Origin of the sequence: Neorhodopirellula pilleata (assembly GCF_007859915.1) — a bacterium.
GTDB classification, from domain to species: Bacteria; Planctomycetota; Planctomycetia; order Pirellulales; family Pirellulaceae; genus Rhodopirellula; species Rhodopirellula pilleata.
On the sequence record NZ_SJPM01000002.1, the window covers coordinates 884,232 to 902,750 of the forward strand.

Consider the following 18,519-nt stretch of genomic DNA (forward strand, 5'->3'; position numbering starts at 1 on the left):
GGTCGGATTATGCCAGAAAAGTTTACCGTCGGAGGGGTTGGACGAATACACCCTTCGCGCTTAAACGCCAGCGATCTCGCAAGCCTTGTAGACTACTTTCGATCGACGAAAACCGATCTTCTCGTACAATCGCAACGCTTGCGTGTTGGCCGTCGTGACTTCCAAGTTCATCTTTTCAAGTCCTGCGGCCCGAAATCCCGCCGCCGCTCTTTGCATGAGCAGCCGGCCTAATCCGCGGCCACGGTGCTCGGGAATCACGCCGAGATTCTGAATCGCGCCCCATCCGTCCTGCTCGATCCCTTGAATCGTGGCGACCGGCATGGTTCGCCCCCCCCGGCGATCCTGGTAACGGACCAGCCATGTGGCCCCGGGGACGAACGTCGTCCGTGAGGCGATTTCCCGCATCAAACGCAAACAACCGTCACGGCGGCCTAGACAAGGGAAAACGTCCGAGTCCATTTCGTGCCGAAAGCTTTGGTATTTTGCCTGGGCATGTTCGCGAATCAAGCCTTCCTCGAATCCCACCAAGGTGTAGCCGGACGAGGTCAACGCATCCCGATCCCAGTCCGCGTCAAAATCGCAGAGGGAAAGTTCCATTCGGAATCGGCGGAAATACGTCATCCCCATCGTCGGTCAACCCCCTTTGACGAAGCGCTAACATTCTGAACACTCATGATGAACTGCCGAACAATCGATTGGTTTGTTCGAGTCACCTGAGTTTAACATGTTCCCCCCGCTTCTAGCGTGTCTTGGTCCGGATCGGAAACCATTTTTTGAATATGACGCCCTTTGAGTCCCTCTTTGATCGCGTCATCGTTCTGACCGGACCCACCGCATCGGGCAAATCCGAACTCGCGCTCGGCGTGGCCGAACGGTTGGCGGGCGAGAAAGGCGGTCCGACGATCGAAATCATTTCGCTCGATTCGATCGCCGTGTACCGCGGAATGGACATCGGTTCGGCCAAACCCACGTCGGACCAGAGAGAACGCGTCATCCATCACCTGATCGATATCGTCGATCCGCACGACGAGTTTAGCGTCGCCGGCTATCTGGAGCGGGCGCATCATTGCGTCGAAACGATCCTCGCTCGCGGACACGTGCCGATGTTCGTGGGCGGCACGCCGATGTACCTCAAAGCGATCTTAAAGGGATTTCATCCCGGCCCACCCGCCGACGAATCGTTTCGGCAAGCCGTTGCTCAAGACGTCCAGCGGTATGGCGTCGACGCGTTGCGATCTCGTTTGAAACAAGTCGATCCGTTGTCGGCAAACAAAATCCATCCGACGGACGTGCGTCGAATGACCCGGGCGTTGGAGTTTGCCAAAGCGACCGGCGTCCCGATGAGTCACTTTCAAACACACTTCCATCGCCGCCAAAAAGCGGAGGAGGGTCTCGTGTTCGCCTTGAGGACGCCGCGAGCGGTTCTGCATCAGCGAATCGAGGAACGTGTTGGTAAGATGTTTCAACAAGGACTTCTGGACGAAGCCAAGTGTCTTTGGAATGGTAACGATCCGCTCTCCAAGACCGCCCGGACCGCAGTCGGCTATCGCGAGATCTTCGACGCGATCGAAGCGGTCTCGCAAGAGTCAAACTCGACAACGTGGGACGTCGACGCGGTCGCCGAGCAAGTTTTGTTTCATACTCGACGGCTCGCACGTCGGCAGGAAACTTGGTTCCGATCGTTCTCGGAAATCCGATCGGTCGCCACGCATCAAGACGATCGGGCAAGATCGCTGGACGAACTTGCCGACGAAATTGTCGGCATTGTGCAAGCGAACTGGCCACACATGTTTAGCAGCATTGCCCTAAACGAACAAGCATCGCGTGAACAATAAGCGTCATAGGCTTCCAGCCTTCTTATCTCCCACAAGTCCTCATGTATTGCTCCCCTGCCAGCTCGTCTGGCAGGAAGCCGAGGTTGGCAAGCTAGACACGAGCCGCAATTGCCCCAACCTTCCGATTTTCACTTGTGCTCGCCGCTTCAAGCGGCGAGCACAAGTGAAAATCGGAAGGTTGGGAGGGCGTCGTTGTCTAGCTTGCGAGCCTTATTCACCCACGAGACGAGCTCGTGGGGGTCAAAAAAGATGTGGGGTATAAAAAGGCTGGAATCCTATGCCACTTTCTCAATGCGGCAGTTAATGTTCACGCGATGCTAAGCACTAGTATTCGACCTCGACACCGATGTACGGCGTGATGCCGGGCGACAACACGATCGTCGGTTCAAAATCGGGGTCGGGTGCGATGTTATCCTCCGCCGGTAGCCGCAGGCTGAGGTGTTCGTAGTAATTACGATCGAACAGATTCTCGATCCCGCCGGTAAAACTCCAACGATCGTTGGGGCGATAGAATCCACGCAAATATGCCGTCGCAAATCCAGGTGTTTCGGTTTCGAGGGCCACCGGCGGCAGGGCATTGTTGACCGAACGTAACGAAGCCAAACGGTCTTGATTATCGACGATCCGCCAACCGGTTTCGAAACCCCAAGCCTGCTTGGGTGTTGTATCGCTCAGACGCATTCCGATTCGGGATTCCAAAGGAGAAATGCCGGGCAAGGGTTGCGAGATTTCACGGTCGCGTCCATCGACATACGCGATCGACCCGAACCATTGCCACGCGTCGGTCATGTCGGCTTCGACGTAACCTTCAAAACCAGCGAGAGTGGCTTCGTCCGTGTTGACCGCTTGCAGCAATCGCGCACCGCTCGGATCACCGATCTCGTTGGCGGCGTAGGTGTTGTAGTCCAATACCCAAGCGTGAAATGCACTCAAGCGGGTGCGAATGTTTTCGTACGATCCGTCAAACCGAACGTCGATTTGATATGCACGCTCCTTGTCCAGATCCGGATTCCCGTTAACGCGGCTGAACCCGCTCTGAATCACAGCCAAGAACAACCCGTCGCTGTAACGATCTGTTAAGTCCGGCAATCGTTCGGCATAACCAAACCCGATCCGACTGGTCCAGTTCTGCGACAATTCGAAGTCATTGTTGAAGTAGTAAGACACCAAAGTATCGTTTTGTGAAAGGTCGGCGATCAGATTCCCACCGGCATCCCGGAAGTTCGATTCAGGACGAACTTCGTCGGCGTCGGCTTCGGTGTTGGTGAACCCGACACGTGCTCCCACGGCGACGCTCCAAGGCTCGAGCAACTTGGCGGTTCCTTCGACATACAACCCGGCATCAATCAGTTCCGACTGCGGCAAGCCGGTTTGAAACAATCCGTCGGCATCATTGAATCCAAAGTCTCGGATGTCGTAACTTTCATCAATGTCTTGCCGCACGTATCGCAGGTCCGTGCCCGCACCCCACGAGTAGCGATCGTCGCCGCCGTTGGTGAGGCCGGCCCGATAACCGGTCGTCGTCAATTCACCTTCAACGTCACCGCTGAATCGCGGGTCCGCAGCGATCGGACCGAGACCGGGATTCTGCGCCAGCGCGAAATCGACGCGATTGAGTACAGGGAAGTCATCGCGGCGTTTTCCACCTAGATCCGTATCGCCCCGAAAGTCCGTATTGGAGATCCATCCGTCGAGTCGGAAACCGATGCCGGTTCGATCATTATCGTAGATGAAACTGTGTGAGAGACCGTAGTGTTTCAGACTATCGACGTCAAAGAACTGACCGGCGTATTCGGTCTCACCTTGGTCGAGCAAACTGAACTTGGTTTCCATCTTGAGGTGGTCACCGAGATCACGACCGTAGGCGGAAAACAAATTGAAAGCGTCGTAACTCGAGGGAATATCCAAGCCGTTGCCCGCTTCATAATCGCTCCCGCGACGATAGCCGACGTTGGCGTAATAACCACCGACGTCGCCCCCACCCATCAACGTGGCCGTGTTATAAGTTTGACCGCCGTTGGGACGAACGTGCGTTCCCAAACGCAGGTGGTTCTCTAGTTGGTCGTAACGGGGCGTCGGCAGTGTATCCACGTTGATGAATGAAAAACCACTACCGTATCGTAGACCATACGGACCGCTGATCACTTGGCTCGATCCGATCAGTGATTGGTCGACCTTGGTCAGCAATGCGTCCAAGTCAGGACGCACGGGGGTCATATAGGATCCGTCCATCATCGTGTAAATTTGGCCGCCGTGATAACCTCGAATGCGAGGTTCCATCGCGATCGGGCTGCGTCGTTGCGTTTTCACCGTCGGCGCGACGGCCACCTCGGCGAGCGTTTCGGCCACGTCCGGTTGCGAAGTCAGCGCGAATGTACTCGCCGGGATGACGTTGACCGGTGCGGTCGCGCTGACGCCGGTATCAACCCGCTGAGTCACCGCTTCGTTCACCTGAACTTGCGCGGGTGTTGAAAGGTCCGTCTCCGCTACCTGGGGAAGTGCCGCTTGACGAAATTTCCCTATGTCCGAGGGATCAAAAGTGCGTCGAATACGAACCCCCGTTTCGCGCAGCGAAGACAGCGGATCCCGTTGCGTCGGAACGTCAGGGGGCTGAATCACTTCGTTGGAAGTCTCTTCGGCCTGAATCAGCTTGATCGTGCCTTGAACGTCGCTATCGATCGCTTCGGCGTAACGCAGGAAATCGAATCGCGGTTCGTCCGCTGACCCGATCATCGGCCCTAGCGTTAAGAACCCGATGGTCCCCATTAAAGTTCTACGATTGAACATCTACTTGGTCCCCCCAGACCCGAGCGGTCCGACCTCTGGCCGGACTTCTCGCCTAACCCGCATACCTGCGGGGTATCCAATAATGAAAAAACGGGACGTATCTCCCGCCCCCCTGATGCATCGACTCTGTGGGCTCTGACGATTACTCCAATTCTCGAGGTTAAATCGCATTTCCGTATCAGACCGCGCATTTGGAAAGATGCGTCGACTTTGCGGGCAATGAACGGGGAGCTAACTCCAAATGCGATCGTTTTTACGGTTGCGTTACCAAAACGGAAATCGCTACAAGCAACTCTTGAACCCATTCAGAGATCTTGTTCAGGAATCGATCGGATGACCACTGTCAGCTCAATCTCCGCTTTCCACGTCGATGCCGCCTCGCTTAACGTCTCGCAGTTGCTCGAATTGACCGGCGGGGAACTGAAACCATTGGTCGATCGCAAGAATCAATTGTTGTCGCCATCGCGTCAGGATGATCTGGTTTTCACCGGTGCCGCCCCACCCCTGGAAGCCGTCCGGGGCGACATCACGATGATCGATCAAGCCAAAAACTCAGCCGCGGCGCAGGCATCCGATGCAACCGTCTTGCTGACGCCGGTCGCCTTGACGGCGGAAAACTTGCAAGGCAAAGGCCCCGCCTGGCAAATCGTCGTCGAGGATCCACATGCCGCGTTCACGGCGGTCATCTGGCATTTTCGCCCGCCGATGGACAGCGATGTTCCCGGAGCAGGCGTTCATTCGACCGCTCAAATCCACCCTTCCGCACAAATTAGTTCCGCAGCGTCGATCGGCGCGGCCGTGACGATCGGACCGGGGTGCAAGATTCATGCGGGAGTGTCGATCGCCGCCGGTTGTACCGTCGGTGCCAACTGCACCCTGTTTCCCAACGTCACCATGTACTCCTATTGTCGGATCGGCGATCGCGTCGTCATCCATGCCGGTTCGGTCATTGGTGCCCACGGTTTCGGCTATCGCCAAGAAGGCGGTCGCCACGTCCCCACCTCCCAACTCGGTTACGTCGAAATCGAAAATGACGTGGAGATCGGTGCGTCGGTAACGATCGACCGCGGCACCTACGGGGCGACGTTGATCGGTGAAGGCACCAAGATCGATAACCAGGTCATGATCGCTCACAACTGTCGCATCGGCCGGCATAATCTCCTGTGCAGCCAGGTCGGCATTGCGGGAAGCTGCTCGACGGGCGATTACGTCATTCTAGCAGGCCAAGTCGGGTTGAAAGACCACGTTCATTTGGCCGACGGCGCGATCGTGGCTGCTCAATCGGGCGTCATGGAAGACCTTTCCGCAGGCGTTTATTTGGGCTCACCGGCGACGTCACAACGCGAACAGATGCAAATCATCGCCGTGCAGCGACGTTTGCCGGAACTTCGCCGCGAAGTCAAGCGACTCAACCGCCAAGTCGAGGAACTCACCGCCCAATTGCAACCGGGATCGAGTTCCGCGTCCGCCAACGAATCGGTCAAGGCGACGCGTGATGGGGATGCCTCCAGTCAATCTTGCAAAGCGGCATGAACGACGAAGCGATCCATGACTCGCCGGTGGCATTGGCCCCAGGCCAGACCGTCGGCTTGATCGCCGGTTGGGGAAGTTTCCCGTTTCGTGTCGCCACTCGGTTACGTGCCGATGGGCATCCGGTCGTCTGTGTCGCGATTACCGGACACGCGCAACCAGAAATCGCATCGGTATGCGACGAAATTCTTTGGTCGGGCGTGGGACGGTTCGGCAAGCACTTGCGTTTCTTCAAGAAACAAGATGTTCATCACGTCACGATGGCGGGAAAATTGTTCAAATCCGATCTGCTTTATGGCGGCTCATTGTGGATGCGACATGCACCGGACCTGACGTGCCTGCGCACGTTTTGGCCGATGCTTTTCGGTCGCCGACGAGATGCCCGAGATGATCGATTGTTGACCGCCGTCATCAACACCTACCATCGACACCAGATTGAAATCTGTTCGGCAACCTCGCTCGCCCCGGAGTTACTCGTGAAGTCGGGAAATTTAACGCGTCGCAAACTATCGGTCCGTTTGACCAGTGACGCTGAGTTCGGGTGGACGATCGCCAAAACGATGGGCGGATTGGACATCGGCCAAGCCGTCGCGATCAAAGACGGCACCGTGATCGCAGTCGAAGCGATCGAAGGCACCGACGCCTGCATCACACGCGCCGGTCAATTGTGCCGTCGCGGCGGGTGGACGTTGGTCAAGGTAAGCAAACCGAATCAGGACATGCGTTTCGACGTGCCCACGATCGGTACCAACACGGTTCAAAACGTGGCCGATGCGGGTGGCGTGGCGATCGTGATCGAGGCGGACCGCACGATCGTTCTCGACCAGGAAGCCACGATCGCTCTGGCCGATCAACTCGGCATCGCGATTGTCGCCATCTCGGGCGCCCAGCAGGCGGCGCGAGCGGCCGCTTGATTTCATCCTAATATGACGTGTGACAGCGTGTTGATTGAATCGTAACCCGAAGCGTAAGCGAGGGATGAGTCAATATCAACTATCCCTCGCTTACGCAGCTCGTCGTACCACACAAGTCCGTAGATTGATGCCGTTGCGTTTGAAACCTTGATTGGTTTTCGAGATGGACAGTTTTGTGGTCCGATTCAAGTTGCCCAGCGGAGCAAGGCAGAAGAACCCCACCCTTTGGGAGGGGTTCATGGGAATCGTGGTACTCGTCAATCACCTAGAGAACGAGAGCACTGGGTGAACCATCATTCGCGTGCCGAACTGAATGTCCTGCCCACAGTTTTGTCGTCCTCAAAAGACACGACAGATGTGTGGTACAGTGAGCTTACGCAGCGGCTTACTAAAAACCGATGCCACAGGCAAAAGTGCAACTGGTATGTTGCTCTTCAAAACTCACGCGTCGGGTTATGATTCAGACTAAGTCAACAGGCCGGTAAGCGAGGCACCGTTAATAGCGATTATTCGCTTCATTCGGAGGCCATCGATGGACGATGTAACGAATTGAGTATGTTCGTTTCCATCTTTCTATCGCTTCCTTGCCCCAGAAAGCTGCCATGTCGACTGCGGCCCAAACCAACCCCGAAGCCGAATCGGTTCGCCCGGTTTCGCTTCGCCGTGACGTTCCGGCCCTGATCATCGTCGCCGGAACACTGTTGACGTTTGTGGCCGTGTTGACCCACGATCCCGCCGATCCGGTCCCGACCAACGTTTGGCCGGTGTCGGAATTTTATACGCCGGACGTTTCAGTCTATCCGATCAACTCGACGGTCCAGAACGCGTGCGGCTCGCTCGGCGCGTTGATCTCGGCGCTGTTGCTTGAGGCCGTCGGCATCGGCGTTTCGCTGTTGATCGGCGCTGGTGGCGGGGTCGCCACGGCACTGTTGATCCGCGGCAAAATGAACGCCCCCGTCCTCCGTTCGCTCGGCGGTTGCATTGTCCTGGTCGGCGCTTGCACGGCCGCCTCGATGACGACGATCGATTTAAAAGGCATGCCGGTCGTCGGCAACGGCGGGTACCTCGGGGCCATGGGATCGACGTTCCTTTTGCAGCATTTTCATCCGGTCGGCTCTTGGATTCTGACGCTATCAATCCTAGCCGTTGGGCTACTTTTGACGACCGACTACATGCTCGTTTACGCGGGAAAGAAAGTCGTCGTTGGTGGTGCCAAGGTATCCCGCAAAGGCATCGTCCGCGCCGCCGGCGTGATGCCGGTGACGCTTAAACGACGCCGCCAACCGTTCACGGACGTCGGCAGCCCGATCCAGCTTGACGGGGAAACTCCACCGATCGTGCAAGATCGAATCGATCCGCCCGAACCACAGATCTCCATTCGATCGCCCGGACGCATCGCCGAGGAAGCCGCCAAGGCGGCCGAGTTGGCCGCATCCGAAAAGGCGACTGCGGAGAAGGCATCGGCCGATGCGGACAACGAATCTAAACGCAAGAGCGGTTTGGCCAAAGCTGCCGCGATCACCGCAGGACTGGCCGCCGCAGCAGGTTTAACCGCCGCCGCCCAAACATCCGACAGCGATGCGGCAACCGGCGACGAGGAATGGGAAGACGAAAATGACGAAGACGAATCGGTGACCCGCGAACTGGTGATCGACGACGAATCCCATGTACTCCGTAACGACGACGCCCACGAATTAGTCGAACCACCGAGTATCCAAACGCCGCGTCGCAAGAACTTCCGCGAAGAACTCGACGACGCCGTCCTCGATGCCGCCGATGACTTGTCCGACTACCGCTTACCAAGTCTAGAATTGCTCGAAAGTAGCGATGGATTCGACTACGCCGAACAGGAAGCCGAAGCGAACCGCAAAGCAATCCTGTTGCAAGAAACGATCTGCAACTTCGGTTGTAAGGTCCGGGTGACGAACATCACCCTCGGCCCGGTTATCGCACAATACGAGATCGAACTCGAACCCGGTTTACGACTCAACAAGATCAGCGCGCTGGCCGACGACCTCGCGATCGCGCTGCGAGTCCCCAGTGTTCGCGTCGTCGCTCCGATCCCCGGCAAGAATACGGTAGGGATCGAAGTCCCCAATGAAATCCGCCAAGTCGTGCGATTGCGTGATGTGATCGAGCAATCCGATTCACGCATTCACAAAATGAACATCCCGGTCTTCCTCGGACAAGACGTTTCGGGCGATCCGATGCCCGTCGATCTGGCTAAGATGCCTCACCTGTTGATCGCCGGTCGGACCGGTACGGGTAAGTCGGTATGTTTGAACGCGATCATCACGTCCATCTTGATGTGCTGCAAACCCGACGAAGTTCGAATGCTGATGATCGACCCCAAGATGGTCGAACTGAGCGGATACGGACGACTGCCGCATCTGATGCACCCGGTGATCACGGACATGCGAAAAGCCGAAGCCATCCTGGGATGGGCGGTCGACAAGATGGAAGAGCGATACTCATTACTCGCCAAAGCGGGCGTGCGTCACATCAATAGCTACAACGATCTCGGGCGCGAAGAAGTGTTGCGCCGTCTGGAAATCGATGAGGCGGAAGGCGGCGTCGACGTACCCGACAAGCTTCCCTTCATCGTCATCATCGCCGACGAAATGGCGGACCTGATGATGACCGCCGGCAAGGACGTCGAACAACACATCATTCGTTTGGCGCAAAAATCTCGAGCCGTCGGAATCCACTTGATCCTCGCGACGCAAAAACCGACCGTCGACGTCATCACCGGTTTGATCAAGTCGAACCTTCCGGCGCGTTTGAGCTTCCAAGTCGCGTCGAAGACCGACAGCCGCGTGGTGCTCGACGAAAACGGTGCCGACAAGTTGCTCGGTAACGGCGATATGTTGTTCCTGTGGCCCGGCACGAGCACGCTCATCCGAGGCCAGGGCACCTATCTGTCCGACGCGGAAATTGATCGCGTTTGCGATCATTGCAGTAGCGGGGGAGAACAGCGGTTTATCGGCGAGTTGATGAACCTGAAAGTGGACGAGGAAGGCGAAGGTGGCGGCGGCGACTTGGACGTCGACAGCTTGCGAAAGAAGGATGAGCTTTACGAAAGCGCGATCGAGGTCGTCATTCGCGAAGGTCGTGGCTCGTTATCGTTGATCCAACGATGCCTCGGAATCGGCTACGGACGCGCCGCGAGGCTGATCGACTACATGGCCGAAGACGGAATCGTGGGCCAGTACAACGGTTCCAAATCGCGGGACGTGTTGTTGACCATGGAGCAATGGAACGCGATGCAGGGCATCGAATCCGAAACGCAGTCCGACGCGGATTCGGAACCGGTCCTAACGAGAAAATCGAGTGTTTCCGCCGTGAGCGTTCCGACCGAAAGCGTTCCGACCGAAGATGACGAGACCGACCGTGACGACTACGCCGACGACGAATACGAGGACTACGACGAGGACGCCTAGCGTTTCGTCAATATTTAAAATGAGGGTTGGCTTAAAACGTGGCACGGTGGTCCCCACCGTGAAACACGGCGGGGACCGCCGTGCCACGATATGCCAACCCGAACTTAACGTTGGAACAAAGCACTAGCGTTTCCTTTTTCGCTCAGCCGGTACACGGAGGGGCCGCATCAATTACAATGCGGCCCCTCCGTTTCATTCCCACCGAGCGACCGTCGATGCCACGTTTTCTTTCCCGCTTACCGGCCCCCGTTTTAGCCGCGTTTTTGGCCTTTTGGGTCAACCTCTTTGCCGTGATCGATTGTCCCGCCGCCGGGACGCCTGATCTCACGACCGCTCAACAAGACGACGATTTCGCGATTCAGGGCGAGTACGTGGGCGTCGACCAAGCGATGCAGGTGATCGCTCGCGGTGAAGGCGAGTTTGACCTAGTCATCTTCGAAGGCGGACTGCCGGGTGCGGGTGCCAAACCGAACCCACGGCGGATCGAAAGTGATCGTGACACCGTCGAAGACCTGATCGATTCGATGAAACTGACCAGGGTGGAACGCAAAAGCCCCACGCTCGGTCGGCCCGCCCCCGTCGGGGCGACGGTGCTGTTCGATGGTTCCCAAGCGTCCGCCGAACAACATTGGGACGGCGCTCGCGTCAGCGAAGAGGGTTGGTTGATGCAGGGAACCCAGACCCGGCAAACATTCGGCGATTATCAATTGCACGTCGAATTTCAGACACCATGGGCACCCGAGCGAACCGGACAACAGCGTGGCAACAGCGGAATTTATCACCAAGCTCGCTACGAAACTCAAGTCCTCGATTCGTTTGGCTGCGAAGGCCTCGATAACGAAGCCGGAGGCATCTATACGGTTAGCGCACCGTCAGTCAACGCGTGCTTCCCTCCATTGACTTGGCAAACCTACGACGTTGATTTCACCGCCGCACGTTACGACGAGGCAGGAAAAAAAATCGCCAACGCAAGAATGACGGTTCGCTTGAACGGCATCATGGTTCAAAACGACGTCGAGGTGCCCAAGTCAACCACGGCTTCGAAGTTACAAGAAGGGCCGCAACCTGGACCGATCTATTTGCAAGACCACGGCGACCCGGTTCGCTTTCGCAATATCTGGTTGTTGCCTCGTGACGCAGATCGTGAAGCCCGCCGACCGATCGTTCCGGGCTTCGAACGCTTCGTCGGAACCGAGTCCACGTCGACCGCCGACGCCGGGGCACTCTTGGTTAGCAATTTGGCCTGTGCCGCTTGTCACTCGCAAGGTGACGCCGCTTCAGGGATGTTGCCCGATCAACGCGGCCCGGACTTGAATCGCTTGGCCGGGCGAGTTCGTCATGACGCGATTCACGCGATGATCGCCGACCCACATGCGGCCAAGCCCAACACCACGATGCCCGATCCATGGCCCGGCGCGGACGCCGCAACGCGGAAAAATAATGCCGCGAAGATCGCCAGCTATCTGATCGCGCGCGGAACCGGACAAATCGCCGATCGACCGGTCAACCAAGCCCTGATCGACCAAGGTGAGAAACTTTATCACACCGTCGGCTGCGTCGCCTGCCACGCGTCACGTCGCGAACCGTCAACGCCTCATTCGACTTCGGTGCCTTTGGGCGAATTGCATCGCAAATACACCGTCCCATCCTTGGCCGCGTTCTTGCGAAATTGTAACGAAGTGCGACCGGGGATTCGGATGCCCGCGCTCGTGGGGAATGGGACCGACGCAACGGCTATCGCGGCTTACCTGACCGGTGAAGTCACCAAGTCCGAATCGACCGCCGGATGGGTTCGAAAAATTTACCGTGGTAAGTGGGAAAACCTGCCCAACTTTGATGAATTGGAACCCGTCAAGATCGATGAAGTCGGCACGCTCAAGATCGACGACATCCGCCCCAACCAACATTTCGGAATCGTGTTCGAAGGCAACCTGTCGATCGAGGCCGACGGAAAGTACCGATTCGTGCTACGCAGCGATGACGGATCTCGCCTTCGCATCGGTGACCAAGAGCTGGTCAATGACGGCATTCATCCGGCGAACAACCGTGAAGCGACATTCGAATTGAAAGCGGGCATCCAGCCGATCCGAGTCGAGTACTTCGACGGCGGCGGGCAGATCGAATTGAGTTTGCAAATGGACGACCCGCAAATGGGGCGATCGGACATTTCAACCTGGATCTTAACCGCCAAGGCCGGGGCCGGGCCGCTGGATCTGTTGCCCAGTGATTTTCAACCCGACGCGTCCTTGGTCGATGAAGGCCGGCGATTGTTCGCGACGGCAGGATGTGTCAACTGCCATGTGTTCGCGGACGCGACGTCCGATTCCAATCTGACCTATCCATCCCTGGCTCCGGCTTGGAACCAAATTCAACCTGGACGAGGCTGTCTGTCAGATCAAGTGAAGTCGCCCGCCGTCGACTATCAACTCGGCTCGACCCAAGTCGCCGCGATCGAATCGATGATGTCGCAATCTCCGAAGACCACCGCCGACAAGGCCACTGCCGACACGTCCACCGCCGACACATCCCGTGCCATCCACCTCACCCTCGCGGCACTGAACTGTTACGCCTGCCATGTTCGCAATTCCATCGGCGGACCGGAACCTTCGCGTGACGGTTACTTCACCACCACGATTCCCGAGATGGGTTGGGAAGGCCGCTTGCCGCCGCCACTCGATGGCGTCGCGGACAAACTCAACGACGACTACTTGACCTCGGTTCTCAAAAATGGTGCCAACGCGCGAGACTACATGGGCACGCGGATGCCCGCGTTTCATGATGAAAAACTGAAGCCATTGATCGCCGCGCTCATCCAACTGGAACGACGCGACGAGATGCAATCCACCCAAACCGATCTCAGCGATGAAGAGGTCGTCATCAACGGCCGTAAACTATGCGGCGACGAAGGTCTCTCGTGCATCAAGTGTCACTCCTTCGGTGGTGACAAGGGCGGCGGACTCGGCGCAATCGACATGCTGATGATGCCTCAGCGTTTGCGTCCGTCGTGGTTCCAACGCTACTTGCAAGACCCGACGAAATACCGGCCCGGAACGCGCATGCCGAACAGTTTCGTCGACGGCCGATCCGCGATCGTGGACATCAATGACGGCAGCCCGCCGTTGCAAATCGACGCGATGTGGAAATACCTCTCCCTCGGCAATGCGGCGAAAGAACCACTCGGTCTGAATCAAGCCGCGATCGTTTTGAAAGCCGTCGAGCGACCTCGCCTCTACCGAAATTTCTTCAGCGACATCAGCGCCCGCGGGATCGGAGTCGCGTACCCGACCCGAGTCAATCTTCTCTGGGACGCCGAACAGATGAGTCTGGCCCGTATTTGGCGAAACGAATTCGTGGACGCATCGATGCACTGGGTCGGCCGCGGGCAAGGTCGCCAAAAACCACAGGGTGATGCGATCACCACAATCGACGTCGCGATGCCGATCATCTCACTTGATTCGGACAACGTCACCGATCGACTCAGTGCCACTTGGCCGACGCAAACCGCACGTGAACTGGGCTACCGTTTCGTCGGCTATCGCCTCGATGCCGATGGCAATCCGATGTTCGGGTATCGCATCAACGAAAGCCTCGTCGAAGATTACCCCGTCGCGAACGAAAAGGGATTCGATCGGCAACTGATCATCGATGCGAAGGAAGACTTGGTCGTGCAACTCGGTTCGGGCAAGATTGAAGTCAGCGACGGCGGCTACCGCATCAATGATGAGATCAACGTTCATGTCGAAGGAATCGAACTCAGCGTCGTCAATCTTGATGGCAAGTCATTCCTGCGTGGCATCGTCCCGAGCGGCACCAAAACGACCATCACTCAAATCATTCGCTGGTAGATCATTATGAAATTACAACTCTTTGCACCGAATTTTCCCGCCGTCGTTTTGGCGGTCTCTTGGCTCACGTTTGGCATGTCATTGGTGACGGGCCCTGCGGCTGGAGCGGACGAGAAAACTCAACCGACCGAAGACGACTACTATCGCATCACCACGTTCGAAACTCCTGAAGGCGAGGTGATCGAAGCGTGCGGGTTCGAGCGGATGGATGATGGTCGGCTTGCGGTCTGTACCCGCCGCGGCGACATTTTCATGATTCGCGATCCGCTCGCCGAGAAGGTCACCGCCGACCAGTTCAGCTTGTTCGCACGCGGTCTTCATGAAACGCTCAGTTTGGCCGAACGCGACGGTTGGCTCTACGCGACCCAACGTCCCGAAGTCACCAAAATCAAAGATACCGATGGCGACGGCCAAGCCGACGTGTTCGTCACCCACGGTGACGGTTGGGGCATCAACGGTGACTACCATGAATACGCCTTCGGTTCGAAGTTCGACGATGCCGGCAACCTGTACGTGACCTTGTGTTTAACCGGATCGTTCAGCAGCCATTCGCCGTTTCGCGGATGGGCGATGAAGATCAGTTCGGATGGAGTAGTGACTCCCTACACCAGCGGCGTGCGATCGCCCGGCGGGATGGGGTTCGATGCACACGGCAACTTGTTCTACACCGACAACCAAGGCCCGTGGAACGGAACGTGTGGATTAAAACTATTGCGACCCAAAGCCTTCGTCGGTCACCCAGGCGGTTTTGATTGGTACAAGGACGCACCCGACATGGGTCCCAAGCCGACCGAACCGGAAAGCGGCAGCCGGATGCACGTCGAAGCGACCAAGATCCCCGAATTGATTCCGACGGTCATCATGTTCCCTTATGACAAGATGGGCAAAAGCGCCTCGGGAATCACCTGCGACACCACCGGCGGCAAGTTCGGTCCTTTCTCCGGGCAACTGTTCGTCGCCGATCAATCGCACTCGACCTTGATGCGGGTTGATTTAGAAGAAGTTGCCGGACGTTGGCAGGGAGCCTGTTTCCCGTTCAAGAAAGGCTTCGCGTCGGGGAACGTCGGCGTGGAGATGGACGCCAGCGGGGCGATCTTCGTCGGCGGCACGAACCGTGGATGGGGCTCCCGAGGCCCCAAGCCGTTTGCGGTGGAGCGTTTAGATTGGACCGGCAAGGTCCCCTTTGAAATTCAACACATGCGTTTGACCAAGGACGGATTTGAATTGACCTTCACGCAAAGAGTCGATGCTAGCACTGCGGAAAACGTCTCGTCGTACGAACTGGAAACGTACACGTACGAATACCGATCGCAATACGGCAGCCCCGAAGTCGACGCGACCAAGCCGACCATCACAGCGGCGAAGGTTTCCGACGACGGGATGAAAGTGGCGATCACCGTCGAGGGCCTGCAACTCGGCCACGTCCATCAACTCAACGTCAGCGGCGTTCGCAATACCAACGCGGAGCCGCTGTTGCATTCCCAAGCCTACTACACGCTCAACGCGTTTCAGCCTTAGAGCCTCTCCGTAAAGGGGTCTGACCCTCTCCGGCGATACCAATAAAACAACGATTGTCGACTCGCCTCCAAAGGGTCAGACCCCTTTTCGGAGAGGCTCTATGCGTCGCGTGAACAATAAGTGGCATAGGCTTACAGCCTTTTTATACTCCACAACTTTTTGACCCCCACGAGCTCGTCTCGTGGGTGAATAAGATTCGCAAGCTAGACAACGACGCCCTCCCAACCTTCCGATTTTCACTTGTGCTCGCCGCTTCAAGCGGCGAGCACAAGTGAAAATCGGAAGGTTGGGGGAATTGCGGCTCGTGTCTAGCTTGCCAACCTCAGCTTCCTGCCAGACGAGCTGGCAGGGGAGCAATACATGAGGACTTGTGGGGTATAAAAAGGCTGGAAGCCTATGCCACTTTTATAATGCGACGGTTAATGCTCACGCGATGCTTGATGCTTTGTCAAGCATGAAACTTAGGGTAGCGAAGCCCATCGCCCTTTCTACTTCCATTGCCAGACATCCCCGTCAATCAGTCCCGCATCGTGCTCGACCGAACTGGATTGCAACCAAGATTTTGATTTTTGGTCGTCTCGCAAATACGCGTTCCAAAATTCTGTGCTGATCTTCTGAATCGCCCCGTGATGATGAGGCAGCCTCGGGCCGCGTCCGCGCGCGGTCGCGTCGCTAAATGCATGGTGTTCACCATCCTTGAAGACAAGTTCGAATTTATCGCCGATGGGCAGTGCTCTGTAAACTTCACGTCGCGAATCGGGGGTGGAGCGATTCGGATCGATGGGGCTGTCGTCTTTGGTTCCCGTCATGCACAAGACCGGAGCCGCGATATGGCTGAATTGCCGCTCCGCCGTCGATCCACGGCTAAGCGATGGACTCATCAACAAAAATGCATCAAGCCGTGGATCGGCAAACGATCGATTGAAAGGATACTTCCGCCCCATCATGTCTTGCGAAGTAACAGCCCCGAAGCTGTGACCGCTCATGCCGATGTGCTCAAGGTCCATCTTTCCTTTGAGCGGATGCCCTTCTTCCTGCTGCCATTGAGCAAGCCGATCGATCACAAACGGAACATCACCTTGACGATCCTTGAGCGACGGACCGCTTGCCGCGTTCCGCAAGGCCGTCATGACTTCGCGGGCCGGCACCCCCTTCCACACCGATTCATCACTGCCGATGTGCTGCATGAAGACCCCGATATAGCCGGCCTCCGCCCAGTGTCGGCCTAGATAAACCGAGTTCATTCGCGAACCGCCAAGCCCATGAGAGAAGAGGATGACCGGCGCAGGAGACGATTCAGATGCCGTCGAGGGAATGTACAACTTGATCGGCACCGTTCTGGATCGCGCCGAATCGACTGGTTCAAGCAGATGTTCGTTGACTTCGACTCGACTCGGTGCGTCAGCGAAAGAGAGGGTCGAAATCAATACCAAACTTGCAACTACCAAAACTCTTCGAATTCGAATGAAATGGCAAGGTAACGGCCCCATGAGGCTCTCCTGAGTGAAACGGAAACGTGCTCGCGATTCCGTTATACTATACGCCGTTTTGAAAAGGGGCGGCGAGCGAGCGATCTGCCCGTTGATCTTGTTGGTTTTGAGGGAAGCGATGACCGCACTGAGAAAATACGTACCGCACTACACGTTCGCAGATTACCGAACCTGGGAAGGTGACTGGGAATTGTGGGACGGAATCGCAGACTCTGGAAGCTTAGCATCGCGTGAACAATAAGTGATGGATTCTTAACGTGGCGTCGACTTTCAGTCGACGTTTCAGGGTTTGGCGACTGAAAGTCGCCACCACTTAATGTTCACGCGATGCTTACCGCCGAGATGCCACAGGACGTTGGCTGCAGGAGAAGGTGGAGGAGTCACTGCGTTTTTCCTTGTGCGACGACTACGAAATCGAGTTAACGCGATCGCCATTGTTTCCGACTTAGAATGCTCAACGCGTTTCAAGATCTTGGCAGCCAAGACAATCGCCCATTTCCCCTCGCAAGCGCCGAATTTCTTTGATGGCTCCATCGGCAGAGACGGATCCGGCTCCTGATAATGCCCAGACTTTGGTCAATGCGGAAGAAATACCGCGCCGACTGCCCATCCACACCAAAGCCCGCAGTACCCTTAAATCACCGGCCTCTGGCTAGATCGGCGGGCAACAGCGGGGTATATTGGCAAAATAAAACCTGGTGTATGAACATATACCGGTTCAAACCTGTATAATTATTTTGTTCGTCGGTGCTGCAACGCCCGTCCCCGGCCCGAATCCAGGACTGAATCAACGCTCGTTGAACACTGGTTCGCCAACGTTCGATACACTGGCATGTGGCCAAACTCGTTCAAACTTTCGCTGTTGTGTCGACTATTCGGTCGTGAACTCGGGACAAGGATTAGCGTTCGATTAGTGCTGATTAGTGTTCCCTAAAGACGGGCTGCGCTGAACGCTAATCTTCGCTAATCGCACACTGATTCAACGTTCGGGATTTTGGCCGTTCGGAAGTGTAGTGTTGGAATTGATAGACTTTATCTGTGTAAATCGGTACGATTTTGGGTACAGCAACCGCCTTACGTGACCCCATCGGACACGACGAACTATCCGATCCACGGCAGCGGCCAAGACGACTTTCTACAACTTCCAACTTTTCACCGGC

The 18,519-nt window shown here is 56.7% G+C and carries 10 protein-coding genes; 7 read left to right on the forward strand and 3 right to left on the reverse strand.

What is annotated here, in order from left to right; translation table 11 throughout:
* Positions 1-60 precede the first annotated feature (60 nt).
* Positions 61-627, reverse strand: coding sequence for a GNAT family N-acetyltransferase (locus tag Pla100_RS08385; protein WP_146577181.1), 567 nt, complete (start codon positions 625-627; stop codon positions 61-63).
* 152 nt (positions 628-779) lie between these two features.
* Between Pla100_RS08385 and miaA the strand changes: the two genes are divergently transcribed.
* Positions 780-1,835: a tRNA (adenosine(37)-N6)-dimethylallyltransferase MiaA gene (gene miaA / locus Pla100_RS08390; RefSeq protein WP_146577374.1), complete on the forward strand. Its 1,056-nt coding sequence runs from the start codon at positions 780-782 to the stop codon at positions 1,833-1,835.
* A gap of 324 nt (positions 1,836-2,159) precedes the next feature.
* On the opposite strand, the gene Pla100_RS08395 is transcribed toward miaA, so the two are convergent.
* Positions 2,160-4,622 carry a TonB-dependent receptor gene (locus Pla100_RS08395; protein WP_231602842.1) on the reverse strand — a complete coding sequence of 821 codons (2,463 nt, stop codon included), beginning with the start codon at positions 4,620-4,622 and terminating at the stop codon, positions 2,160-2,162.
* Positions 4,623-4,955: 333 nt separating this feature from the next.
* Between Pla100_RS08395 and lpxD the strand changes: the two genes are divergently transcribed.
* From lpxD to Pla100_RS08420, 5 genes are all read left to right on the forward strand, one after another.
* On the forward strand, positions 4,956-6,155 hold the full coding sequence (gene lpxD, locus Pla100_RS08400) for a UDP-3-O-(3-hydroxymyristoyl)glucosamine N-acyltransferase (protein ID WP_146577182.1): 1,200 nt from the start codon (positions 4,956-4,958) through the stop codon (positions 6,153-6,155).
* Complete coding sequence (locus Pla100_RS08405) at positions 6,152-7,066, forward strand: LpxI family protein (protein WP_146577183.1); 915 nt, start codon at positions 6,152-6,154, stop codon at positions 7,064-7,066. The genes lpxD and Pla100_RS08405 overlap by 4 nt, the downstream gene beginning before the upstream one ends.
* A gap of 602 nt (positions 7,067-7,668) precedes the next feature.
* A complete protein-coding gene (locus tag Pla100_RS08410; protein WP_146577184.1) occupies positions 7,669-10,506 on the forward strand; it encodes a DNA translocase FtsK in 2,838 nt (945 codons plus the stop codon).
* Positions 10,507-10,721: 215 nt separating this feature from the next.
* Complete coding sequence (locus tag Pla100_RS08415) at positions 10,722-14,351, forward strand: family 16 glycoside hydrolase (RefSeq protein WP_197167772.1); 3,630 nt, start codon at positions 10,722-10,724, stop codon at positions 14,349-14,351.
* A gap of 75 nt (positions 14,352-14,426) precedes the next feature.
* Positions 14,427-15,869, forward strand: coding sequence for a DUF7133 domain-containing protein (locus tag Pla100_RS08420; RefSeq protein WP_231602877.1), 1,443 nt, complete (start codon positions 14,427-14,429; stop codon positions 15,867-15,869).
* Between the two features lie 488 nt (positions 15,870-16,357).
* Here Pla100_RS08420 and Pla100_RS08425 read toward each other — a convergent pair whose 3' ends face one another.
* On the reverse strand, positions 16,358-17,296 hold the full coding sequence (locus Pla100_RS08425; protein ID WP_146577187.1) for an alpha/beta hydrolase family protein: 939 nt from the start codon (positions 17,294-17,296) through the stop codon (positions 16,358-16,360).
* Positions 17,297-17,477: 181 nt separating this feature from the next.
* Here Pla100_RS08425 and Pla100_RS32160 point away from each other — a divergent pair, with 181 nt between their 5' ends.
* On the forward strand, positions 17,478-17,600 hold the full coding sequence (locus tag Pla100_RS32160) for a hypothetical protein (protein WP_261344782.1): 123 nt from the start codon (positions 17,478-17,480) through the stop codon (positions 17,598-17,600).
* The last annotated feature ends 919 nt before the right edge of the window (positions 17,601-18,519 follow it).